Source organism: Marinovum sp. (assembly GCF_034669705.1).
Lineage (GTDB): Bacteria > Pseudomonadota > Alphaproteobacteria > Rhodobacterales > Rhodobacteraceae > Marinovum.
The window spans coordinates 57087-80760 of sequence record NZ_JAXMOR010000012.1; the positions used below are offsets into that span (position 1 = coordinate 57087).

The 23674-nt window shown below is 66.1% G+C and carries 18 protein-coding genes and 1 pseudogene; 12 read left to right on the top strand and 7 right to left on the bottom strand.

The window, feature by feature from the left end; all coding sequences use genetic code 11:
- Positions 1 to 19: 19 nt before the first annotated feature.
- The 4 genes and pseudogenes from VOI27_RS10620 to VOI27_RS10635 form a co-directional block, all read right to left on the bottom strand.
- Positions 20 to 375, bottom strand: a pseudogene (locus VOI27_RS10620) (YigZ family protein).
- 280 nt (positions 376 to 655) lie between these two features.
- Positions 656 to 2476 (bottom strand): M3 family oligoendopeptidase, encoded by a 1821-nt coding sequence (locus tag VOI27_RS10625; RefSeq protein ID WP_323765313.1) that lies wholly within the window; start codon positions 2474 to 2476, stop codon positions 656 to 658.
- A gap of 65 nt (positions 2477 to 2541) precedes the next feature.
- A complete protein-coding gene (locus VOI27_RS10630) occupies positions 2542 to 3510 on the bottom strand; it encodes an alpha/beta hydrolase (protein ID WP_323765314.1) in 969 nt (322 codons plus the stop codon).
- A 13-nt stretch (positions 3511 to 3523) separates the two neighbouring features.
- Positions 3524 to 3811 carry an SCP2 sterol-binding domain-containing protein gene (locus VOI27_RS10635; protein ID WP_323765315.1) on the bottom strand — a complete coding sequence of 96 codons (288 nt, stop codon included), beginning with the start codon at positions 3809 to 3811 and terminating at the stop codon, positions 3524 to 3526.
- A 64-nt stretch (positions 3812 to 3875) separates the two neighbouring features.
- Here VOI27_RS10635 and VOI27_RS10640 point away from each other — a divergent pair, with 64 nt between their 5' ends.
- The 5 genes from VOI27_RS10640 to VOI27_RS10660 all read left to right on the top strand — a co-directional run bounded on the left by VOI27_RS10640 (position 3876) and on the right by VOI27_RS10660 (position 9045).
- Entirely contained in the window at positions 3876 to 4436 is a 561-nt protein-coding gene (locus tag VOI27_RS10640) for a tetratricopeptide repeat protein (protein ID WP_323765316.1), read from the top strand.
- 28 nt (positions 4437 to 4464) lie between these two features.
- A complete protein-coding gene (locus tag VOI27_RS10645; protein WP_323765317.1) occupies positions 4465 to 7455 on the top strand; it encodes a helicase-related protein in 2991 nt (996 codons plus the stop codon).
- A 3-nt stretch (positions 7456 to 7458) separates the two neighbouring features.
- Positions 7459 to 7839 carry an RNA-binding S4 domain-containing protein gene (locus VOI27_RS10650; protein WP_323765318.1) on the top strand — a complete coding sequence of 127 codons (381 nt, stop codon included), beginning with the start codon at positions 7459 to 7461 and terminating at the stop codon, positions 7837 to 7839.
- A gap of 51 nt (positions 7840 to 7890) precedes the next feature.
- On the top strand, positions 7891 to 8229 hold the full coding sequence (gene fdxA / locus VOI27_RS10655; RefSeq protein ID WP_323765319.1) for a ferredoxin FdxA: 339 nt from the start codon (positions 7891 to 7893) through the stop codon (positions 8227 to 8229).
- 306 nt (positions 8230 to 8535) lie between these two features.
- Positions 8536 to 9045: a CarD family transcriptional regulator gene (locus tag VOI27_RS10660; protein ID WP_323765320.1), complete on the top strand. Its 510-nt coding sequence runs from the start codon at positions 8536 to 8538 to the stop codon at positions 9043 to 9045.
- A 91-nt stretch (positions 9046 to 9136) separates the two neighbouring features.
- Here VOI27_RS10660 and VOI27_RS10665 read toward each other — a convergent pair whose 3' ends face one another.
- Entirely contained in the window at positions 9137 to 11014 is a 1878-nt protein-coding gene (locus VOI27_RS10665; RefSeq protein ID WP_323765321.1) for a monovalent cation:proton antiporter-2 (CPA2) family protein, read from the bottom strand.
- A 97-nt stretch (positions 11015 to 11111) separates the two neighbouring features.
- On the bottom strand, positions 11112 to 11567 hold the full coding sequence (locus tag VOI27_RS10670; protein ID WP_323765322.1) for an Lrp/AsnC family transcriptional regulator: 456 nt from the start codon (positions 11565 to 11567) through the stop codon (positions 11112 to 11114).
- 138 nt (positions 11568 to 11705) lie between these two features.
- On the opposite strand from VOI27_RS10670, the gene hppD reads away from it, so the two are divergent.
- Positions 11706 to 12803 carry a 4-hydroxyphenylpyruvate dioxygenase gene (gene hppD, locus VOI27_RS10675; RefSeq protein ID WP_323765323.1) on the top strand — a complete coding sequence of 366 codons (1098 nt, stop codon included), beginning with the start codon at positions 11706 to 11708 and terminating at the stop codon, positions 12801 to 12803.
- 197 nt (positions 12804 to 13000) lie between these two features.
- A complete protein-coding gene (gene ade, locus VOI27_RS10680; RefSeq protein WP_323765325.1) occupies positions 13001 to 14698 on the top strand; it encodes an adenine deaminase in 1698 nt (565 codons plus the stop codon).
- 91 nt (positions 14699 to 14789) lie between these two features.
- Here ade and VOI27_RS10685 read toward each other — a convergent pair whose 3' ends face one another.
- Entirely contained in the window at positions 14790 to 15689 is a 900-nt protein-coding gene (locus tag VOI27_RS10685; RefSeq protein ID WP_323765326.1) for a LysR family transcriptional regulator, read from the bottom strand.
- A 158-nt stretch (positions 15690 to 15847) separates the two neighbouring features.
- Here VOI27_RS10685 and xdhA point away from each other — a divergent pair, with 158 nt between their 5' ends.
- The 5 genes from xdhA (at position 15848) to guaD (ending at position 23549) form a co-directional block, all read left to right on the top strand.
- Positions 15848 to 17305, top strand: a complete 1458-nt coding sequence (gene xdhA, locus VOI27_RS10690; RefSeq protein ID WP_323765327.1) for a xanthine dehydrogenase small subunit — start codon at positions 15848 to 15850, stop codon at positions 17303 to 17305.
- Positions 17306 to 17318: 13 nt separating this feature from the next.
- Positions 17319 to 19649, top strand: a complete 2331-nt coding sequence (xdhB, locus tag VOI27_RS10695) for a xanthine dehydrogenase molybdopterin binding subunit (protein ID WP_323765328.1) — start codon at positions 17319 to 17321, stop codon at positions 19647 to 19649.
- Positions 19649 to 20497 carry a xanthine dehydrogenase accessory protein XdhC gene (xdhC, locus tag VOI27_RS10700; RefSeq protein WP_323765329.1) on the top strand — a complete coding sequence of 283 codons (849 nt, stop codon included), beginning with the start codon at positions 19649 to 19651 and terminating at the stop codon, positions 20495 to 20497. The genes xdhB and xdhC overlap by 1 nt, the downstream gene beginning before the upstream one ends.
- Before the next feature lie 57 nt (positions 20498 to 20554).
- Positions 20555 to 22135: a xanthine/uracil/vitamin C permease gene (locus tag VOI27_RS10705; protein WP_323765331.1), complete on the top strand. Its 1581-nt coding sequence runs from the start codon at positions 20555 to 20557 to the stop codon at positions 22133 to 22135.
- Positions 22136 to 22220: 85 nt separating this feature from the next.
- Positions 22221 to 23549, top strand: coding sequence for a guanine deaminase (gene guaD, locus VOI27_RS10710; protein ID WP_323765332.1), 1329 nt, complete (start codon positions 22221 to 22223; stop codon positions 23547 to 23549).
- The last annotated feature ends 125 nt before the right edge of the window (positions 23550 to 23674 follow it).

Genomic DNA, 23674 nt, shown 5'->3' on the forward strand with positions numbered 1-23674 from the left:
AATCGCGCGGCCTGATGCCTCAGGCGAGCCCCGCGGCCTCGAGATAGGCGCGGACGGCACTTTGCACATGACGAAAACGGTCGCCGCCCAGGTGCTTGCCGCCGTACCAGCGGGTGACGATCACCAGGTGATTGCGGATGTCGTCGCGCTCCAGCATCCGCAGGATCACATTGCCGGCGCCGGCCTCGCCATCGTCGCTCTTGATCGGTGTGTCGGCAAGCAGAAGCCCCCAGGTGTTATGCGTGGCCTTGGCAAATTTCTTTTGCTTCTTGAGGGTCTTGAGGATTTTTTTTCCTCTTGTTCCGAGCCGCAGGGCGCGCCGGAGACGGCGTATTTCGACCCCCGGTCGGTGAGGATATTGTCGAGCGTCAGCATGGGGTGTTTGTGGCGGTCGCTCTGGCTTTTGTCGAGGGGCGCGGGGCAAAGCATTTCCATGGACGCGACAGGGCCCAGGGTCCGGCCCGGGACAAGGCCGAAGGCCGTCGGGCCAGTGGCAGCTTTGCTTGCGGGTGGCTATCCATATAGAGGGTCTACGGGCCTGGCCGGGATATAGAAGGCGATCGAACCCGAAGCCCGGCTTCCCGCGAGCAGCCGCCGCCCCGGATATCGCGGCAAACAGTGGAAGAGGCGGGGCGAAGATACCCCGCCGCACCCGTCAGTCTTCCATCGCCTCGAGCTCGTCGATCATGCCTTCGATCATCGACAGCCCCTTGTCCCAGAAGGCTGGGTCCGAGGCGTCGAGGCCGAAGGGGGCGAGCAGCTCCTTGTGGTGCTTCGACCCGCCGGCCTTGAGCATGTCGAAGTACTTCTCCTGAAAGCCCTCCGGTTCCGCCTCGTAAGCGGCGTAAAGCGCGTTCACCAGCCCGTCGCCGAAGGCATAGGCATAGACGTAGAACGGCGAATGCACGAAATGCGGGATATAGGCCCAGAAGGTCTCGTAGCCCTCCATGAAGTCGAACACCGGGCCGAGGCTCTCGGCCTGCACCGACATCCACAGCGCGTTGATGTCCTCGGGCGTCAGCTCGCCGCCGCGCCGCGCGTCATGCAGCTTGCACTCGAAATCGTAGAAGGCGATCTGCCGGACCACGGTGTTGATCATGTCCTCGACCTTGCCGGCGAGCAGGATCTTGCGCGCCTCCTTGGTCTCGGCCTTTTCCAGCATCTTGCGGAAGGTCAGCATCTCGCCGAAGACCGAGGCGGTCTCGGCCAGGGTCAGCGGGGTCGAGGAGAGCATCTCGCCCTGGTCCGCCGCCAGCCGCTGGTGCACGCCGTGACCCAGCTCATGCGCCAGGGTCATCACATCGCGCGGTTTGCCGAGGTAGTTCAGCATTACATAGGGGTGCACGTCGGTGACCGTGGGATGGGCAAAGGCACCGGGCGCCTTGCCGGGTTTCACCCCGGCGTCGATCCAGCCGTCGGTAAAGAACGGCTCCGACAGCTCGGACATGCGCGGATCGAAACCGGCATAGGCCTCCTGCACGATCGCGCGCGCCTCTTCCCAGCCGACAATCTTGGTCTCTTCCATTGGCAGCGGCGCGTTGCGGTCCCAGACCTGCATGCGGTCGAGGCCGAGCCATTTGGCCTTGAGCGCGTAATAACGGTGCGACAGACGCGGGTAGGCGGCGACCACGGCATTGCGCAGCGCTTCGACCACCTCGGGCTCGACGTCGTTTGACAGGTGCCGGCCGGCCTGCGCCGAGGGCATCTTGCGCCAGCGGTCGATGACCTCCTTCTCCTTGGCCTGGGTGTTGTGCACGCGGGAGAAGATCCGGATGTTCTCTTGGAACACCCGGGCCAACTCGCGGCTGGCGGCCTCGCGCTTGGCGCGGTCCTGTTCGGTCAACAGGTTGAGCGTCGCCTCGATGCCCATCTCCTCGCCATCGACCTCGAACTGCAGCCCGGCGATGGTCTCGTCGAAGAGCCGCTCCCAGGCGTCGCCGACGACGCCGAGATCATGCAGGAACTTCTCCAGCTCGTCCGAGAGCTGGTGGTCCTTCATCGCGCGGATGCGGCGGAAGACCGGCGCATAGCGGGCGAGATCGCGGTTCTGCTCGAGCAGGCCGGCGAGGTGGTCATCCTCCAGCCGGTTCAACTCGAGCGTGAAGAACACCAGCGGGGTTGTGTAATCGGTGATCTTTTCCTGACAGTCCGACATGAACTTGGCGCGGCCGCCATCAGTGGTCTGCTGGTAGTAGCGCAGCCCGGCGTAGGACATGATGCGGCCGGCGATGGCGCTGATCTTTTCGTTGCGCTGAACGCAGGTGAGGAATTCTTCGGCCGAGAGCGCGGCGAGCTTGCCTTCGTAGTCGGCGGCAAACGCGGCGCACTCCTGTTCCAGCCAGTCAAGATCGCGGGCGAGTTCGGGGGCGTCCTCTGCGCCATAGAGGTCGGTCAGGTCCCATTCGGGCAGATCGCCGAGGTCGCGCGCGCCGCCGCCTGCCTGGGCGTCACGGACGGGAAAGGGGAGGTGCAGCATGTATCAGGCCTTCTGTTCTGGTTGGACACAGATAAGCCCGGCAGGGGGCAAGGTTCAAGGGAGGCTCAGGCCGGGGTGGCCCGCGCGCCGGCCCCGGCCCGGTCCACATGCGCGAGGGCGGTGGCAAGGATCTGCCGGCGCAGATCGGCGCCCTCCATCAGCACCTCGTGCTCGCCGCCCTCGATCACTTCGAGCCGCCCCTGCGGCCAGCCCGCCATGCGGCTGTGGATCTCGGGCGCGCTGACGATGCGCTCGTTGCTGCCGAGAAAGGTGATGCAGGGCAGATCGGGCGCCGGCAGCGCGGCCAGTGCCCGGCATTCGCGCAGCGCCTCATGCAGCCAGTGCAGCGAGGGGCCGCCGAGCTGCAGCTCGGGATGGGCCCGCACCTGCGCGCGCATGTGTTCGAACATCTCGCGGTCTCGGGTCAGCACGTTGTCCGCGAAGGGCGCGGTGGCGACATAGCTGGTGGCCCCGGTCGAGGGAGCATAGAGATGCGACAACCCCAGCTTGCGGCTGGTCCAGCCCATCGCCCAGGCGGCCGGGCGCGCCGCGCCGGCAATGCGGATGCCCCACATCGGACCGGAAAAGACCGCGCCCCTGACCGGCAGATCGTTGCACAACGCGCGAAGCCCGATGCAGCCGCCCATCGAATGGCCGAGCAGGAACAGCGGCTCTGGCAGGCCCAGTGCCGGCAGGGCGGCCAGAACCGCCCGCACATCGCGCTGGTAGTCGTCGAAGATATCGACATGGCCGACGCGGGCATCTGGCAGCAGCCGGTCGGCCAGGCCCTGACCGCGCCAGTCCACCGCGACGACCTCGTAGCCCAGAGCCGTGAGGTCCGAGGCCAGCACGCCGTATTTCTCGACATATTCGGTGCGGCCGGGAAAGATCAGAAAGCTCCCCTTTGGCGTGGCCCCGCTCGGCCAATGGCCGATCCGAATGCGGGTGCCATCGTCAGCCGTCAGCCAGACACAGCGCCCGCCGGCAGGGGCGCGCGCCAGATCTTTGAAATAGGGGGCTGGCCTCAGGCTCATCGCGTGGCGGCGCTCATGACAGCGCCTGGCCCAGTTTCATCGCGGTGCCCATGTCGCCGTCAACGGCCAGCTTGCCCGACATGAAGGCCGAGGTCGGGTCGAGATCACCGGCGAGGATCGATTCGAAGGTCTCGGCATCGGCGGTCATGGTCACCTCGGCCTCTTCGTCGCCGGCCCGCGCGCCGGCCTCGTCGACCATGATCGCGCCCTCGTCTTCGATGACGAATTTCGCGGTACCGTCAAAGCCGCCGTCGATCTTTGCGTTCAGCGCCTTGACCGCCTCGGCCACTACATCACTCATTTGCACGCTCCCTTGTGTGTTCGCGGGTGGTATTCCAGCCCCGCTGCGCTACATTGAGGTCACTATGGTCACGATCCCACAGCACATCAAATGTAGCGTTGCGGCATTTCTCGTTCTGGTCACGTATTCCCTGCCAACCGGCGGGCGCGCGGCCGAGATGGAGACGCTGCTGCAGCAGCTGCGCGAGGCCGAACCGGCAGAGGCCGGGCGGCTGGTCACCGATATCAGCCGGGAATGGTCGAAAAGCGGCTCGGCGGCGATGGACCTGCTGCTGAAACGCGGCCGCGATGCGATGGACGTCGGCGATCTGGAGGCGGCAATCGCGCATTTCACCGCGCTGATCGACCATGCGCCGGACTTCGCCGAAGGCTATCACATGCGCGCCATGGCCTATTACAACGCCGATCGCATCGGTCCGGCGCTTGGCGACCTCGAAATGGCGCTGCGCCACAATCCCGATCATTTCGGCGCGCTGCGCGGGCTGGCGGTGATCTTCGAGACGCTGGGCGATGCCCAGAGGGCCCTGCGCGGCTATGAAATGGTCCTGGCCTTGCATCCCAACGACGAAGAGGCGCAGAACGGCGTCGAACGTCTCTTGGTCGAAGCACGCGGCCGCGACATCTGAAAATCTCAACAGCCCGGGGAGTGACCGGATGGCGATGGAACAGCGGACCGTGGCGGTCCTTGGGCCCACCAACACGGGCAAGACCCATTACGCCATCGAGCGGATGCTGGGCTACCGCACCGGCATCATCGGCCTGCCGCTGCGTCTGCTCGCGCGCGAGGTCTATGACCGGATCGTCGGCATCCGCGGCCCCGGGGTGGTGGCGCTGGTCACCGGCGAAGAGCGGATCGTGCCGCCGCGGGCGCAATACTGGGTCTGCACCGTCGAGGCGATGCCAGAGGGCATGGGCACCGATTTCGTCGCCATCGACGAGATCCAGCTCTGTGCGGATCCCGAGCGCGGCCATGTCTTTACCGACCGGCTGTTGCGCATGCGCGGCACCCATGAGACGCTGTTTCTGGGCTCTGACACCATGCGCGGACCAATCGCGGCGCTGGTGCCCGGTGTCGAGTTCATGCGCCGCGAGCGGATGAGCCAATTGAGCTATCTAGGTTCGAAAAAGATAAGTCGGCTGCAGGCCCGGAGCGCCGTGGTCGGGTTTTCGATTGAAAATGTCTATGCGATTGCCGAGCTGCTGCGGCGCCAGAAGGGCGGCGCGGCGGTGGTGATGGGGGCGCTCAGCCCGCGCACGCGCAATGCGCAGGTTGATCTCTACCAGAACGGCGACGTCGATTTCCTTGTCGCCACCGATGCCATCGGCATGGGGCTGAACCTCGATGTGAACCACGTGGCCTTCTCCGGGCTCAGCAAGTTCGACGGCCGCCGGATGCGCCCTCTGGCCCCCAATGAGCTGGCGCAGATCGCCGGCCGGGCCGGGCGGGGGATGCGCGACGGCACCTTCGGCGTGACCGGCGAGGCGCCACCGCTCGACGAGGGCACCGTTGAAGCGATCACCAGCCACCAGTTCACCCCGCTGAAAAAGCTGCAATGGCGCAATGCGGCGCTCGAGTTCGGCAGCATCGACCGGCTGATCGCGGCGCTCGAACGGCCACCCGAGGACCCGATCCTGCTCAAGGCGCGCGAGGCCGATGACCTGCGCGCGCTGCGCACCCTGTCGCAGGACGATATGGTCTTTGCCCGCGCCTCAAGCCCGCAGTCGGTGCGGCTGCTCTGGGACGTCTGCCGCATTCCCGATTTCCGCGGCATCTCGCATGCGGAACATGCGGGGCTCTTGGGGGTTATCTTCGGCTACCTGCACGAGAGCGGCCGCGTCCCCGACGACTGGCTGGCGCGCCAGGTGCGGCGGATCGACCGGACCGACGGCGACATCGACACATTGTCGAAACGTCTGGCCTACATCCGCACCTGGACCTATGTGGCTCAACGAAAGGCGTGGGTCACGGACGAAAGCCATTGGCGCGGGGTCACGCGCGCTGTAGAAGACAGGCTGTCGGATGCGCTGCACGACCGTCTGACCCAGAGATTTGTTGATCGCCGCACATCCGTGCTCTTGCGGCGGTTGAAACAGAAGGAGGCCCTCTTGGCCGATGTAAACGAAAACGGTGAAGTGACTGTCGAAGGTGAATTCGTCGGCCGTCTTGAGGGGTTCCGCTTCCGGCAGGACAAGGATGCGACAGGGCAGGAGGCCAAGACGCTGAAGGCGGCGTCGCTTCAGGCCCTGACCCCGCATTTCCACCTGCGGGCCGACCGGTTCTACAATGCACCCGATACCGAGATCGACTTTACCGAGCAGGGTGGCCTGATGTGGGGCGATCAGGCGGTGGGCAAGCTGGTCAAGGGCGCCGATCCGCTGAAACCCGAGGTCAAGGGCTTCGTCGATGACGAGGCCGGCCCGGACGTGGCGCAGAAGGTGCAGCGCCGGCTGCAGCACTTCATCGACCGCAAGATCGCGACGCAGTTCGAACCGCTGGTCGGGCTTGGCCGCGACGAGGCGCTGAGCGGTCTGGCCAAGGGCTTTGCCTTCCAGATGGTCGAGAACTTCGGCGTGTTGCCGCGCGCCAAGGTGGCCGATGACGTGAAAGCGCTCGATCAGGACGCCCGCGGCGCGCTGCGCAAGCATGGCGTGCGCTTCGGACAGTTCACCATCTTCATGCCGCTGCTGCTGAAACCTGCGCCAACCCGTCTTAGGCTGGTGCTTTGGTCGATCTGGCAGGGGCTCGATGATTTCCCCGAGGCACCGCCGCCGGGGCTGGTCACCGTGCCGTCGGATCAGGGCGCGCCAGAGGGCGCCGACACCATGTCGGGCTATCGCAAGGCCGGGGCGCGGGCGATCCGTATCGACATGCTGGAGCGCCTTGCCGACATGCTGCGCGCCGAGGACACCCGAGGTGGTTTTGAGGCCAAGGCCGACATGCTGTCGATCACCGGCATGACGCTGGAGCAGTTTGCCGACCTGATGCAGGGGCTTGGCTACCGTGCCGAGAAGGGCGAACGCGCCAAGGTGAAGCCCGCCGACGCCGTGGTGTTGGAGGAAGCGACCGACGAAGCGGTGGCCCCCGACACCCCGGTGATGGACGTGGCCCAGCCCGGTCCGGCGCCGGGCACCGAGGCCGCGCCGCAGATCGATCCGTCCGTCGAGGCCGAGCCGGTCGCGCCGACAGAGACCCCAGACATTCCCGAAGCCACTGATGCGGTGCCGGAGGTCCAGGCCTCCGACAGTACCGAGGCGGCGGCCACCGTGGCGCCTTCCGAGATCGCCGCCAACGAGGACCCGATCCCGGCGGTCGACGACTCTGCTGGCGAGCTGCGTCCGGGTGAAACCCCCGACGCCGAAGACGCCGGTCCGGAAATGGAGGTGTTCTACACCTTCACCTGGGGTCGGGGCCCGCGCGGCGAACGCAAGCCGCGGGGTGGCCAGCGCGGCGACCGGGATGGCGGCAGGCCGCAAGGCAAGGGCCGTCGCAATGACAAGGGCAAGGGTCCGAAGGGCGCCAAGGGCAAGGGTCCGCGGCGCGACGAGGGGGCCAAGACCTATCAGTCGCGTCCCGACAAGAAGGATCGGATCGATCCCGACAACCCGTTTGCCGCCGCTCTGATGGGGCTCAAGGGCAAGGACTGAGCCTTGTCGGGCGACAATCTCCGGCTGGACAAGTGGCTCTGGCAGGCGCGGTTCTTCAAGACCCGCACGCTGGCCGCCCGCACCATCTCGACCGAGGGGGTGCGGGTAGACGGCACCCGGGTCTCGAAACCCGGGCGCACCATCAGCCCCGGCAACGTTCTGACCTTTGTCCAGGCCAAGCGGGTGCGGATCGTGCGCATCCTCGAGCTTGGGGCCCGGCGCGGGCCGGCCGCCGAAGCGCAGGCGCTCTACGAGGACCTGTCACCGCCTGAACCGCCAAAGGAGGACAGGCCGCCTGCGAATCCGGCTTACGAAGGAAAAGGTCGCCCGACCAAGCTTGATCGCCGCAACCTTGATCTTAACCGCCGACGCACGCTTGAATGATCCGGCGGGCTGGATTAGCAAACACCCGCGTCAGCAAGAAAGTCCTGTCCCATGACCTATATCGTCAACGATGCCTGCATCGCCTGCAAATACACCGACTGCGTCGAGGTCTGCCCCGTGGATTGCTTCTACGAGGGCGAGAACATGCTGGTGATTCACCCCGACGAATGCATCGACTGTGGTGTCTGCGAGCCGGAATGCCCGGCCGACGCGATCCGCCCCGACACCGAGCCGGACATGGAGAAATGGGTCGAGTTCAACCGCAAGTACTCCGAGATGTGGCCGGTCATCATCACCAAGAAGGACCCGCTGCCGAAGGCCGAGGAACGCGATGGCGAAGAGGGAAAGCTGGAGAAATACTTCTCCGAGGCCCCCGGCGAGGGCGGCTGAGCCAAAAACGCTTGACCCTGCGTCAGTGATTCGGGTCAGACGTGTCAAAGCGGTTGGAATTGACCTCAACTGCGCGATATAACCCCTTAGCGACAGGGGCCTAATCCGTCTGATCACGGAAATATGCTGGAAACCGCACCCTTTTTGTGCTATATTCCTGTCATATGATTTACTCTTCTCACTCAGAACAGGATCGTCTGCACCTGTTCGTCTGATTGCGACAATGTGAAAACCGGGAACGGAGATGCAAATCCCCGTCCGGTTCTTTTGTCGCTTGAGGTGTGGGAGCATGCGAGGAAGGACTGCATGACCAAATCGAAGAAATCCGAGTTCCGCCCGAACGACTATGTCGTTTATCCGGCCCATGGGGTGGGCCAGATCGTGTCGATCGACAAGGAGGAAATCGCAGGCATCCCGCTGGAGCTCTTCGTCATTTCCTTCGAAAAGGACAAGATGACGCTCCGGGTGCCGACCAACAAGGCCTCAGAGATCGGCATGCGCAGCCTCAGCTCGCCCGACGTGATCGAGAAGGCGCTCACCACCCTCAAGGGCAAGGCCCGCGTCAAACGCGCCATGTGGTCGCGTCGCGCCCAGGAGTATGAACAGAAGATCAACTCCGGCGACCTGATCTCCATCGCCGAGGTGGTGCGCGACCTGCACCGCAACGACGAGCAGCGCGAGCAGAGCTATTCCGAGCGTCAGCTCTATGAAGCTGCGCTCGAGCGTCTGACCCGCGAAGTTGCCGCCGTCGCCGGTGGTGACGAGGTGGCCGCGGCCAAGCAGGTCGACGAGGTGCTGCTGTCACGCGCGGCCTGAAAGCCCGACGACTGACGTCAGCCAGCTGATCGAAATTCGAAAGCCCGCGCAAGAGATTGCGCGGGCTTTTTCATGCGATGGATGAGCCGGTTCAGGCGGCGTCGTCCTTTTGCAGCTGGGCCTGTAGCAGCGCTTCGAGTTCGCGCTCGAGCTCTTTGGCGCGGGCAATGTAGGGCTCGTTGTCGACCGAAGGGATATCGTCGCGCCAGAGCTTGGCGAGCTCGGCCACCGAATGGCGGTCGTGGTGATAGAACACACGCTCGGCCTCGGCCGCCTCGTATTCCGTCAGGCCGATGTTTTCCAGCACGTAGCGCCCGGCGCGCAGCGAGCTGTCGAACATCTCGCGCACGATGTCATTGGCGCCGGCCTGGTAGAGCGTGAAGGCATGGGTGCGGTCATGGGCGCGGGCGACGATATGCAGGTCGGCGCGCTCGCGCCGGGCAAAGCTCACCAGCCGCAACGTCGCCGCCGGATCGTCCAGCGCCACCACCAGCACCCGCGCCTCGGCCAGCCCCGCCGCATGCAGCAACTCTGGCCGCGTCGGGTCACCGTAGAACCCCTTGAAGCCGAAGCGGCGCATCAGCTCGATGGTCTTCATGTTGTGGTCGAGCACCACGGTCTTGAAGCCCGAGCTTTGCACCAGCCGGTTGACGATCTGCCCGAAGCGGCCGATGCCGGCGATGATCACCGGTCCCTGTTCGTCGATCTCGTCAGGCTCGAAGGCCTCGCCCAGCTCGGAGATCCGCCGCGACAGCATCTCGTAGAGGATGAAGAGCAGGGGGGTGATCAGCATCGACAGCGCCACCACCAGCAAAAGCGTCTGCGACAGGCCCACCGGCAGGATGCTCTGGCTGACGGAAAAGGAGATCAGCACGAAGCCGAACTCGCCCGCCTGCGCCAGCCCCAGGGTGAACAGCCAGCGGTTGCGGCCGCGCAGCCCGAAGACCAGCGCCAGCAGCAGCAGCACCGCGCCCTTGGCGGCAATCACCAGAAGCGTCAGCCCGAGTATCTTGATGGGGGCCGCAAAAAGCGTGCCAAAGTCGATGCCGGCCCCGACGGTGATGAAGAACAGTCCCAGCAGCAGGCCCTTGAACGGCTCGATGTCGCTTTCCAGCTCGTGACGGAACTCCGAGTTGGCCAGCACTACCCCGGCAAGGAAGGTGCCCAACGCCGGCGACAGGCCCACCATGTTCATCAGCGTGCCGATGCCCACCACGATCAGCAGCGCCAGCGCGGTGTTGAGCTCGCGCAGCCGGGCGGTATGGACGAACTGAAACAGCGGCCTCACCAGATAGATGCCGGCGAGGATCACCGCCGCCACCGCGCCCAGCGTCACCAGCGTCACGCCCCAGCCCGGCAACCCCTCGACCAGCGACATGGAGGCATGGGCGGCATCCTCGGCCTCCTTGGCGGGCAGGGTGATCGCCCCGTCGGGCGCGATCACGGCGGGCGGCACCACCGCCAGCAGCGGCAAAAGCGCCAGCATCGGGATCACCGCGATATCCTGGGTCAAAAGCACCGCAAAGGTCGACCGGCCGCCGCCGGTCTGCATCAGGCCTTTCTCGCTCAGCGTCTGCAGCACGATCGCGGTTGACGACAGCGCAAAGATCAGCCCCACCGCCAGCGCCACCTGCCAGACCAGCCCCAGCACCATCGCCCCCACCATGATCAGCACGGTCGACAGCCCGATCTGCAGCCCGCCGAGACCCACCAGCTTGTGGCGCATGTCCCAGAGCGCCCGCGGCTCGAGCTCGAGCCCGATCAGGAAGAGCATCATCACCACGCCGAACTCGGCGAAATGCTGTAGCTCCTGGGTCTCGTGCCCGCCCACCAGACCAAAGACCGGGCCGATCAGAATGCCGGCGGCGAGGTAGCCCAGCACCGATCCCAGCCCCAGTCTTGCCGCCAGCGGTACGGCGATCACCGCCGCGGCAAGGAAGATCGAGGCCTGCAGGAGAAAGCTTTCCATGATGTCCTGTCCCGTTAAGTCGCCCTACTGTGCAGGCGCGGCACGGGTTGAACAAGGCGACACTGGCGCGCTGCCGCCACTTTTCCCCTGAAGACATTCACAGCGGCAGCGGGGCGTCGTGTTTCAGCTGGTCCATCACGATCTGGCTCTGCACCCGCGCCACCGCGCGATGTGGCAACAGCACCTCGTGGATCAGCCGGTTGAGCGCCGCCAGATCGGCACAATAGACCCGCAGCAGGTAGTCCGCATCGCCGGTCAGCGTCCAGGTGCTGACCACCTCGGGTTGGGTGGTGAGCAGCCTGGCAAAGCTCTGCGCGTCCTCGGGCCGCTGGCTGGCCATCTGCACCTGCACGAAGGCCTGCACCCCCAGCCCCAGCCGTGCCGCGTCGAGCTTGGCGGCATAGGCGCGGATATAGCCCTCGGCCTCGAGCCTCTGCCGCCGGCGCCCGGCCTGACTGGCCGAGAGGTTGAGCGCCTCGCCCAGATCGCTGGCGGTGAGATGGGCGTTCTGTTGCAAGAGGCCAAGGAGCTTGCGGTCGGTGGAATCGAGCATATGCGTGATCTCCGCGTTTGTGAGCCATATTGCGCGGGATCGCCGCGAAAGTGAAGCGTCGCATGCCTCAGAACGCGCACATCCCCCGCCGGACTGGCGCTATCGTCGGGCCAAGAGAAATACAGGAGGAGAAGCACCATGGGTCCTTTCCCGCATGACGCACCGAAATCAACCATCACCGAAGACAACCCGGCCGGAACCGACGGCTTCGAGTTCGTCGAGTTCGCCCATCCCGAACCGCAGCAGCTGCGCGATCTCTTCGGCCGCATGGGCTACGAACATGTCGCCAACCACAAGAGCAAGCAGATCGAGCTCTGGCAGCAGGGCGACATCACCTATGTGATCAACGCCGATCCGAACAGCTTTGCCGCGAAGTTCGTCGAAGAGCACGGCCCCTGCGCGCCCTCCATGGCCTGGCGTGTCGTCGACGCTCAGCACGCCTTCGACCATGCGATTGCCAAGGGCGCCGAGCCCTACGAGGGCGATGACAAGACCATGGACGTGCCGGCGATCAAGGGCATCGGCGGCAGCCTGATCTACTTCATCGACCAGTATTACGAAACCTCGCCCTATAACGAGGAATTCGAGTGGATCGCGCAGTCCAAGCCGCGCGGCGTGGGCTTCTATTACCTCGACCACCTGACCCACAATGTCTTCAAGGGCAACATGGACAAGTGGTTCAATTTCTACGGCAACCTGTTCAACTTCCGCGAAATCCGCTTCTTCGACATCGAAGGCAAGTTCACCGGGCTGTTCTCGCGCGCGCTGACCTCGCCCTGCGGGCGCATCCGCATTCCGATCAACGAGGACCGCGGCGAGACCGGTCAGATCGTGGCCTACCTCAAGAAGTACAACGGTGAGGGCATTCAGCACATCGCGGTCGGCTCGCATGACATCTATGACGCCACCGACGAGATCGCAGCGCGCGGCATCAAGTTCATGCCCGGCCCGCCCGAGACCTACTACACGCTCTCCAAGGACCGGGTGAAGGGCCACGACGAGCCGCTCGACCGGATGAAGAAACATGGCATCCTGATCGATGGCGAAGGGGTGGTCGACGGCGGCGAGACGCGGATCCTGCTGCAGATCTTCTCCAAGACCGTGATTGGCCCGATCTTCTTCGAGTTCATCCAGCGCAAGGGCGATGACGGCTTCGGCGAGGGCAACTTCAAGGCGCTCTTCGAGTCGATCGAACAGGAGCAGATCGACAGCGGCGAGCTCGACGCCGTCAAGTAACGGCCCGATCCCCCCACACGTCCCGGCCCCCGCGCCGGGACCTCACGCCACACACCCACCGTCCCGGCCCCCGAGCCGGGACCTCATCGCAAGCCAAACAAAACCCCAGCCCCCTCCACCACAGCTTCCCGCGTGACACCCAGCCGCGCCGCCCTATGATCTCGACCGGAATCACAACACCAGAGCAGGGGGCCGCCATGACCGATCTCGAAACCCGCATCGCGCAAGGCCGCGGCGATCAACCGGCCGACACGGTGCTGCGCGGCGGCCAGGTCTTCTGCCTCGTCACCGGCGAGAGGATCGCCGGCGACGTCGCGATCTGCGGCGACCGCATCGTCGGCATCGGCGCCGATTACGAGGGCCGCGAGGTGGTCGACGTCTCCGGCCTCACCCTGGTGCCCGGCTTCATCGACACCCACCTGCATATCGAAAGCTCGCTGATCACGCCGTTCGAGTTCGACCGCTGCGTCGCGCCGCGCGGCGTCACCACCGCGATCTGCGACCCGCATGAGATCGCCAATGTCATCGGTCTCGACGGCATCCGTTACTTCCAGCAGGCCTCCGAGCACACGCTGATGGACATCCGCGTGCAGCTCAGCTCCTGCGTGCCCTCGACCGACATGGAAACCGCCGGCGCGCAGATCGAGGCCGCGGATCTCGAAGCGGTCAGGCACCATCCCTCCGGCATCGGTCTGGCCGAGTTCATGAACTATCCCGGCGTGATCCACCGCGACCCGCGCGCCATGGCCAAGCTGCGGCTCTTCGAAGGCGGCCATATCGACGGTCATTGCCCGATGCTGTCTGGCCGCGACCTCAACGCCTATATCGCTGCCGGCATCCGAACCGAGCACGAGGCCACCACCGCCGCCGAGGCGCGCGAAAAGCTGCAGAAGGGCATGCGGGTGCTGATCCGCGAAGGCTCGGTCTCCAAGGATCTTGAGGCGCTGGCCGAACTGCTGACCGAGCGCACCTCTGCCTACATGTGCCTGTGCACCGACGACCGCAATCCGCTCGATATCGCCGAACACGGCCATCTCGACTACATGATCCGCCGGCTGATCGAAAAGGGCGTGGCCCCGCTCGCCGCCTACCGCGCCGCGTCGCTCTCGGCCGCCGAAGCCTTCGGGCTGAAGGATCGCGGCCTCATCGCGCCCGGCCTGCGTGCCGATATCGTGGCGCTGGACAGCCTCGAAGACTGCCGCGCCGCCCGGGTGTTCTGCGCCGGTCGGGACGTCACCGACGCAGCCTTCGCCGCGCGTCACACCATCGAGGTGGTCGGCCGCAACTCGGTCAAGGCGCCACAGGTCGAGGCCGGCGATTTCCGCAGCACCGGCAATCGCAGCGCGACCGATGTCATCGGCATCATCGAAGGCAAGATCATCACCGATCACCTGTCGGAAGAGATCGCCATCGCGGACGGCGACAAGCGTCCCGATGCCGCCCGCGATCTGGCCCGCATCGCAGTCATCGAGCGCCACGGAAAGAACGGCAATATCGCCACCGGCTTCGTGCGCGGCTTCGGCCTCACCGCCGGCGCCATCGCCTCCACCGTCTGCCACGATCACCACAACATCGCCTGCGTCGGCATGGACTACGCCGACATGGCGCGTGCCGCCAACCGCCTGTCGGAGATCGAGGGCGGCTTCGTCGTCGCCCGAGACGGCGACATTCTCGCCGAGCTTTCGCTGCCGGTCGCCGGCCTTATGAGCCTCGCCCCCTTCGAGACGGTCCACCGGCAGCTCGTAGAGCTCCGCGACGCCGCCAAAACCCTTGGCGTTACCCTCGAAGAGCCCTTCCTGCAGCTCGCCTTCCTTGCCCTCCCGGTGATCCCCGCGCTCAAGATCACCGACCGTGGCATGGTCGACGTGATGAAGTTCGAAATCATCCCCGGCTGACCCAAGACACCCCCCAGGGCTTTATCTGGTCGAAAATGTTCCCGGGGGGCGCGGCCTGCCGCGGCGGGGCCAGCGCCCCCGAGGCCCGCTCTCACCCCGCGACACGTCCGCGGCAGCGCTCGGTCATGAACTCGACGAACCGCCGGATCTTCGGATCCTGCAACCGCCGGTGCGGATAAAGGCAGCCAAAGATCGACGGCTTCGGCGGCACTTCCCGCAACACCTCGACCAGCGCCCCAGAGGCCAGCTCCGCTGCAATCAGGAACCGCGGGATATTGGCAATCCCACGGCCGGCCAGCGCCCAGGAGATCAACACGTCGCTGTCGTCGGCGTCGAATTGACCCGCCACCTCGAGCTTGCGCGGCCCGGCCGGGGTCTCGAGCACCCAGAAATACTCCGGCGAGCGCGGGTAGCGCAGCAGCAGGCAATTGTGCCGCAACAGATCGTCAGGCCCCTCGGGCACGCCGCGCTGCGTCAGGTAGTCCGGGGCGGCGCAGAGCACCCGGTCGCATTCGGCGATCTTGCGCAGGGTCAGGCCGGATTCCTTGGGGATGCCGACGAAGAACGCCACGTCGAGCCGCTCGCCCAGCATGTCGACGGCGCGGTCAGACAGGCGCATCTGCACCTGACAGTCCGGATAGAGATCGGTGAATTCCGGCACCAAGGGCGCGATGATCCGCCGGCCGGTGACCAGCGGCGCGGTGACCCGGATCACCCCGCGCGGCGTGTCGGAGAAATTCGCTACCACCGCCTCGGCCTCGTCGAGCGCCGCCAGCGCCTGACGCGCGTGGTCATAGAACACCCGGCCCACCTCCGTGGGCGTCAGCGACCGCGTGGTCCGGTTGAAAAGCCGCACGCCCAGATGCCGCTCCAGCTCCTTGATCCGCTTCGAGGCCACCGCCGGCGTCAACCGCAGGTCGCGCCCGCCAGAGGTGATCGAGCCCAGTTCCACCACGCGGACAAAGACTCGCAGGCTTTCGACATAGGGCATGGGCAGGGCTCGCGCTGGGGGATCACGCGCACAGTAACGCCCATCGCCGGGCATTATCAACGATCTGTATAAAGTATTTGTCGAATGTGCCCGTATTCGTTGAAGGGGAAGAGGCGTAGAACCGATCCCAGAGCCATGCACGCTTCGGGAGGAATGAGATGCACAGCCGCAACCAGATCCGTTTTCTGCTCAACGGCAGGCAGGTCGCGCTGCCCGATGTCGGCGCCTCGCAGACCCTGCTTGATTTCCTGCGCCTCGACCGGCGCCTGACCGGCACCAAGGAGGGCTGCGCCGAGGGCGATTGCGGCGCCTGCACCGTGCTGGTGGGGCGGCTCGCGGAGGGCGTGCTGCGCTATGAGGCGGTCAACGCCTGTATCCGGTTCCTCGCAACGCTCGACGGCTGCCACGTGGTGACCATCGAGCATCTGCGCGGGTCCGACGGCGCGCTGCACCCGGTGCAACAGGCGATGGTCGACCATCACGGCAGCCAATGCGGCTTCTGCACGCCGGGCTTCGTGATGTCGCTTTACGCGCTCTGGATGGCATGCCCCGAGCCCAGCCCCGAGCAGGTCGAGACCGCGATCCAGGGCAACCTCTGCCGCTGCACCGGTTACGCGCCGATCATCCGCGCCGCCGTGGCCGTCAGCCGCTACGGCACCCCAAGTGCCGATGCGCTGACACAGGAACGCACCCGGGTGACCGCGGCGCTCGAAACCCTGCGCGACGGCGCAAGGGTCGAGACCGGCCCAACAGACAACCGCGCCATCCTGCCGGCGGATGTGGAGGATTTCGCCACGGTCTATGCCGCGCAACCACAGGCCACGGTGGTGGCTGGCGCCACCGATGTGGGCCTCTGGGTCACCAAGTTTCTCAAGCCGATCGGCCCGGCGATCTTCATCGGCCATCTCGACGGTCTCCGCCGGATCGAGACCGAGGGCGAGACCCTGCGCATCGGTGCCGGCGTCAGCTATTCCGAGCTCGGCCCGGTGATCGCCGAGCGCTTTCCGTATCTGGCCGAGTACTGGAACCGCATCGCCGGCTGGCAGGTGCGCAACATGGGCACCATCGGCGGCAATATCGCCAATGGCTCGCCGATCGGAGACACCCCGCCGGTGCTGATCGCCATGGGCGCCGAAGTGGTGCTGCGCCACGGCGACACCCGCCGCACCCTGCCGCTCGAGGATTTCTTTATCGACTATGGCAAGCAGGACCGCAGGCCCGGCGAGTTCGTCGAGGAGATCCGCCTGCCGCTTTCGCAGGCAGGTCAGCGCCACGCTGCCTACAAGATATCCAAACGCCGCGACGAGGACATTTCCTCGGTGGCCGCAGGCTTTCGCGTGACGGTGGCGGACGGCAGGATCAGCGAAGCCAGGCTGGCCTTCGGAGGCATGGCCGCCACGCCGAGGCGGGCGGTTGCGGCGGAAGCTGCACTCGTGGGTCAGGCCTGGCACGAACCGGCGTTCGAGGCCGCGGCCCGGGCGCTGGCCGATGATTTCACCCCGCTCACCGACTGGCGCGCCAGCGCCGAATACCGCGCCGCCGCCGCCGCCAACCTGCTGCGCCGCTTCTACCACGAGCAGGCGGGGCAGACGCCCGTCCGGCTGGCCGTGGCGTAAGGGAGGGACCATCATGAAAGACCAGATCACCAGCCGCGACGAGATCGAGGGCGCCGTTCACCACGACCTGCGCCACGACAGCGCCATCAAGCATGTCACCGGCCGCGCCGAATATTGCGACGATATCGCCGAGCCTGTGGGCACGCTGCATGCCTATCTCGGCGTCTCGAATGTCACCCATGCGGCGATCAGATCGCTCGACCTGAGCGCGGTGCGCGACGCCCCCGGCGTCATCGGGGTGCTGACGGCCGCGGACATTCCCGGCGCCAATGACATCTCGCCCACCGGCCGCAATGACGAGCCGGTGTTTCCCACCGACAGGATCGAGTTTCACGGCCAGCCGCTCTTTGCGGTGGTGGCCGAAACCCGCGATGCCGCCCGCCGTGCCGCCGAACTGGCGCAAATGGAGATCGAGGCGCTGCCGCATGCGCTCGACCCGGTGGCCGCCATCGACGCCGGCTACCCGCATGTCACCGACCCGCTGAAGCTCGAGCGCGGCGACGTGGCGGCGGGCTTTGCGGGCGCGGCGCATCGCCTGCAGGGCCGGCTCAACGTCGGCGGGCAGGATCACATGTACCTCGAGGGGCATATCTCCTTTGCCATTCCGGGCGAGGATGACGACGTGGTGGTGCATTGCTCGACCCAGCACCCGAGCGAGGCGCAGCACATGGTCGCGCATGTGCTTGGCGTGCCGTCGAACGCGGTCACGGTCAATGTGCGCCGCATGGGCGGTGGCTTCGGCGGCAAGGAAAGCCAGATGAACCTCTTTGCCTGCGTCGCGGCGCTGGCGGCGAAGAAATGGAACCGCCCGGTCAAGATCCGCCCCGACCGCGATCAGGACATGACCGCCACCGGCAAGCGGCACGACTTCGTCATCGACTATGACGTGGCCTTCGACGACAGCGGCCGCATCCAGGCGGTCGAGAGCCAGTTCGCCGCCCGCTGCGGCTGGTCCTCGGACCTCTCCGGGCCGGTCACAGACCGCGCACTCTTCCATGCCGACAACGCCTATTTCTATCCGCATGTGCGCCTGACATCACGGCCGATGAAGACCAACACCGTCTCCAACACGGCCTTTCGCGGCTTTGGCGGGCCGCAGGGGGTGGTCGCCGCGGAGCGGATGATCGAGGAGATTGCCTACAGGCTGGGCAAGGACCCGCTGGAGGTGCGCAAGGCCAATTTCTATGGCGATGAGGGCCGCGACCTGACGCCCTATCACCAGCAGGTCACCGACAATATCCTCGAGCGGCTGGTGGGCGAACTGGAGACAAGCGCTGACTATCAGGGGCGGCGCAAGGACATCCTCGCGTTCAATACCGCGAACCGCTTCATCAAGCGCGGCATCGCGCTGACGCCGGTGAAATTCGGCATTTCCTTTACCGCTACCCATTACAATCAGGCCGGTTCACTGATCCATGTCTACTCGGATGGTTCGATCCATTTGAACCATGGCGGCACCGAGATGGGGCAGGGGCTCAACACCAAGGTGGCGCAGGTGGTGGCGGATGCCTTTCAGGTGGATGTCAGCCGGATCAAGATCACCAAGACCACCACCGAGAAGGTGCCCAACACCTCGGCCACCGCGGCGTCCTCGGGGTCGGACCTCAATGGCATGGCGGCGCTCGATGCCGCGCAGCAGATCAAGGCGCGGCTGGTGGGCTTCGCCGCCGAGCACTGGGGTGTAAGCGAAACGGAGGTCGCCTTCCTGCCCAATGCGGTCAGGGTCGGCACAGAGGTCATGGGCTTCGACGCGCTCATCAAGGCGGCCTATATGGCGCGGGTGCATCTCTCGGCGGCGGGCTTCTACAAGACGCCCGACATTCACTGGGACCGCGCGGCGGGCAAGGGGCGGCCGTTCTACTACTACGCCTATGGTGCCTCCTGTTCCGAGGTCTCGGTCGACACTTTGAGCGGCGAATACAAGGTCGAGCGCACCGATATCCTGCATGACGTCGGCCGCTCGCTGAACCCGGTGCTTGATCGCGGTCAGGTGGAGGGCGCCTTCATCCAGGGCATGGGCTGGCTCACCACCGAAGAGCTGTGGTGGGACGACGCAGGCCGGCTGCGCACCCATGCGCCTTCGACCTACAAGATCCCGTTGGCCTCTGACGCGCCGCGGATCTTCAACGTCGATCTCGCCCAGTGGTCGGTGAACCCGGAGCGCACCATCAAGCGCTCCAAGGCGGTCGGCGAGCCGCCCTTCATGCTGGGCATCTCGGTGCTTGAGGCGCTGTCGATGGCGGTGGCGAGCGTTGCCGACTATCGCGAATGCCCGCGCCTCGATGCGCCGGCCACGCCAGAGCGCGTGCTGATGGCGGTGGAGCGGTTGCGGGGGGCGGTGTGATGCCGATCACAGCGAAACTCCGCGATTTCCTCGCCGCCGATCCGGTGGCGCGGGTCAGGCTGACCGGGGTGAAAGGCTCCTCGCCGCGCGCGGCGGGAACCGAGATGTATGTCGGCCCCGAGGCGCTCTTTGGCACCATCGGCGGCGGCCAGCTCGAGCATATCGCCATCGAGGCCGGCCGCGCGCTGCTGGCCTCGGGCGATCTGGCGCAGGTGCTTGACGTACCGCTGGGGCCGGAGATCGGCCAGTGCTGTGGCGGTCGGGTCGAGGTCTCGCTGCAGCGGATGCGCGAGAGCGACCGTCGGGCGGCGCTGCGCCGGGCCGAGGCGCAGGATGCGGCGGAGCCTTCGGTCTTTATCCTCGGTGCCGGCCATGTGGGGCGCGAGCTGGCCAAGCTGTTGCAGCATCTTCCGGTCAACTGCGTGCTGATCGACCAGCGCGCCGGGGAACTGGCGCTGAACACCGCCGCTGTCGAGACCCGCCAGAGCGCGATCCCCGAGATCGACATCATGACCGCGCCGCCGGGCAGCGCCTTCATCGTGTTGACCCATGACCACGGGCTCGATTTCCTGCTCGCCTCGGCGGCGCTGGAGCGCGGCGACGCGGGCTATGTCGGGCTGATCGGCAGCGCCACCAAGCGGGCCCGGTTCCGCAGCTGGTGCCTCAAACACTGCGACGGGCTGAGCATTGACCGTCTGATCTGCCCCATCGGGGCAGGCGGCAGCCGCGACAAGCGGCCCGCCGTGATCGCCGCCTTTGTGGTGGCAGAGGTGATCGCGGCGCTGACCGCCGAGACTGCCGAAACGGCCCCGCTTCGGGGCGCTGCACCGCTGATCGCGGCGCAATAGCGCGTGTCCCGGCCACGGAGGAGAGGCCGGGGGATGCTTTCAAAGGAGGAGGTCCCGATGCGGGATGGGAGTTACACGTACAAGCTGGTGTCGCGCAGCGATTTCAGCGCCTTCTGGGCGCTGTTCACCGACAACCTGATCAACCTGATGGTGCTGGCGGGCGTCTGCCAGTTTGTCTTCCAGATGCCGGCCGAAATCGTCTTTGGCCGCATCGTGCCGGGCGCCGCGGTGGCGATCATCGCCGGCATCGCGGTCTATGTGGCTTTGGCGAAACGCGCGGCGGAAAAGACCGGGCGTGATGTCACCGCGCTGCCCTATGGCATCTCGACGCCGGTGATGTTCGTCTATCTGTTCGGCGTCATCGGCCCGATCTACTGGGCGACCAATGACCCGGTGCTGGCCTGGCAGGTGGGCATCGGCGCCGGCTTCATGGGCGGCATCGTCGCCGCCATGGGCGCCATCGTCGGCCCGTGGCTGAAACGGGTGACCCCGCGCGCCGGTATGCTCGGCACGCTTTGCGGCATCGCGCTGGTGTTCATCGGCACCGTGCCGCTGGCAACTGTCTTCGAGAACCCGTTCGTGGGCTTTGCCTCGATGATCATCATCCTCTGGGGCCTCGTCGGCCGGTTCCGCCTGCCGTTCAACATCCCCGCGGGCCTGCTGGCGCTGATCGTCGGCACGCTGGTGGCGCTGTCGATCGGCGAGGCGAAAATCAGCTTTGCCGGTGTCGGCTTCTATCCGCCGGTGCCTTATGTCGGTGACCTGATCGCCGGCATCCAGCACCTGTTTGCCAACCCCGAACTGTTCCTCGTGCTGGTACCGGTGCAGATCTACAACTTCATTGAGACCATGAACAACGTCGAGAGCGCCGAGGCGGCGGGCGATCACTACCCGGTCGCCACCTGTCAGGTCACCGATGGCGTCGGCACGATGATCGGCGCGCTCTTCGGTTCGCCGTTCCCGACCACTGCCTATATCGGCCATCCGGCCTACAAGCGGATGGGGGCGCATGCCGGCTATATCATCGGCGTGGCGGTGGTGATCCCCTTGGCGGCGATCTTTGGCCTCTTGGCCTTCCTTAACGACCTGATCCCGGTGGCCGCGGCCGCGCCGGTGCTGGTCTTCGTGGCGCTCTCGCTGATCACCAACACCGCGCAATCGGTGAAGCCTGCGCATATGGCGGCGGTGACCATCGCGATGATGCCGCATGTCTCGGCCTTCCTGATGGTCAAATGGGGCTCGCTGATGGGTGCGCTCGGGGCCTCGGGTGTCGAGGGCCTGCCGCGGCTGGGCGACGAGGCGCTGACCGCAGCGCTGCTGCAGCAGGGCGCGCATTTCCAGGGCCACCTGGCGCTCTCGCAGGGTGCGATCCTGACCGGGCTGATCTGGGGCGCGATCGTGGCCTCGGTGATTGACGGGCGGTTCCGCAATGCCGGCGGCTTTGCGCTGGCGGCGGCGGGGATGTCGCTCTTTGGCGTGATCCACGGCGCCAGCCTGCACTGGCCGGACTTCAACCCGGTCTCCATGGGCTACCTGATCGCCGCCGGCTTCCTCTTTATCTACCCGCGTTTCCACACCGCGGAGGACCGCATCGAGGAGGAGCTGCCGCTGGCACCCGGGCAAACGCCCGCCGAGTAGACGGCCCGTCGCGGTCGCCACAGTGCGGGTCCTGCCACCTCTCCCCGGCAGGGCCCGCGCCCCTTTGAGAGATGAGACAGAGACGATGCTTCAGACAAGTGACAAGACGCTGCTGCGCGGCCGGGTCCTGACGTTCCACGCCGCACCGCAGGACGAGAGCGACACCGCCGCCTACAGCTATCACGCCGATGGCGCGATCCTGATGGCCGGCGGGCTGATCGAGGCGATGGGCGATTACGCCGAGGTTGCGTCCCTGGCGCCGGGGGCGCGGCTTGTCGATCATCGGCCCTGCCTGCTGATGCCCGGCTTCATCGACAGCCACATCCATTTCCCGCAGGTGCAGGTGATCGCGTCGTGGGGGGCGCAATTGCTGGACTGGCTGAACGACTATACCTTTCCGGCCGAGACCGGCTTTGCAGATCCGGCCCACGGCGCGGCGATGGCGACGCGCTTTTACGACCTGCTGATCGGTCATGGCACCACCACGGCGGTGGCCTTCTGCTCGGTGCATGCCGCATCCGCCGAGGCGTTCTTTGCCGAGGCCGCGCGCCGCGACATGCGGATGATCGGCGGCAAGGTGATGATGGACCGCAACGCGCCGGAGGGGCTGACCGACACGGCGCAGCAAGGCTATGACGAGAGCACGGCGCTGATCGCGCGCTGGCACGGACGCGGGCGGGCAGAATATGCCATCACCCCGCGCTTTGCCATCACCTCGAGCCCGGCACAGCTCGAGGCGGCCGGTGCTCTTGTGGCCGAACACCCCGGCTGCCATGTGCAGACCCATCTGAGCGAGAACCGCGACGAGATCGCCTTTACCCGGTCGCTTTACCCCGCGGCGCCGGATTATCTTGGCGTCTACGAGCAGTATGGCTTGCTGCACGCGCGGACGCTGCTCGGCCATTCCATCCATCTCGAGCCGCGCGAGGTCGCCGTGCTGGCGGAGACCGGGGCCAAGCCGGTGTTCTGCCCGACCTCGAACCTGTTTCTGGGGTCGGGACTGTTCGACGATGCCGGGCTGCGGGCGCGGGGGATCGCGGCGGGGATCGCCACGGATGTGGGTGCCGGGACCAGCTATTCGATGCTGCAGACGCTGAACGAGGGCTACAAGATCCTGCAGTTGCAGGGCCAGAAGCTGCATCCGCTGGCAGCCTTCCACTGGATCACCCGCGGCAACGCAGTGGCGCTGGGGCTTGAGGACCGGATCGGCACGCTTGACGCTGGGACCGAGGCGGACGTGGTGGTGCTGAACCCTGCTGCCACCCCGGCGATGGCGCTCAGGGCCGAGGCGGCAGAGACGCTGTCGGAGGAGCTCTTCATCCTGCAGATCATGGGCGATGACCGGTCGGTGGCAGAGGTCTATGTGGCCGGGCAGGCACAGAAAACGCGGACCGGGGCGTTGGTGGCCGCCTGACCCGCTCTGGATTGAGAGGCTGCTGGCGTCAGAGGTCCCGGATCAAGTCCGGGACGGGGTGTCCAGTCCCGGAACAAGGGCGCAGCCCGCCGGTCTCTCGGCGTCTGCAGGGCAAACGCCTGCCG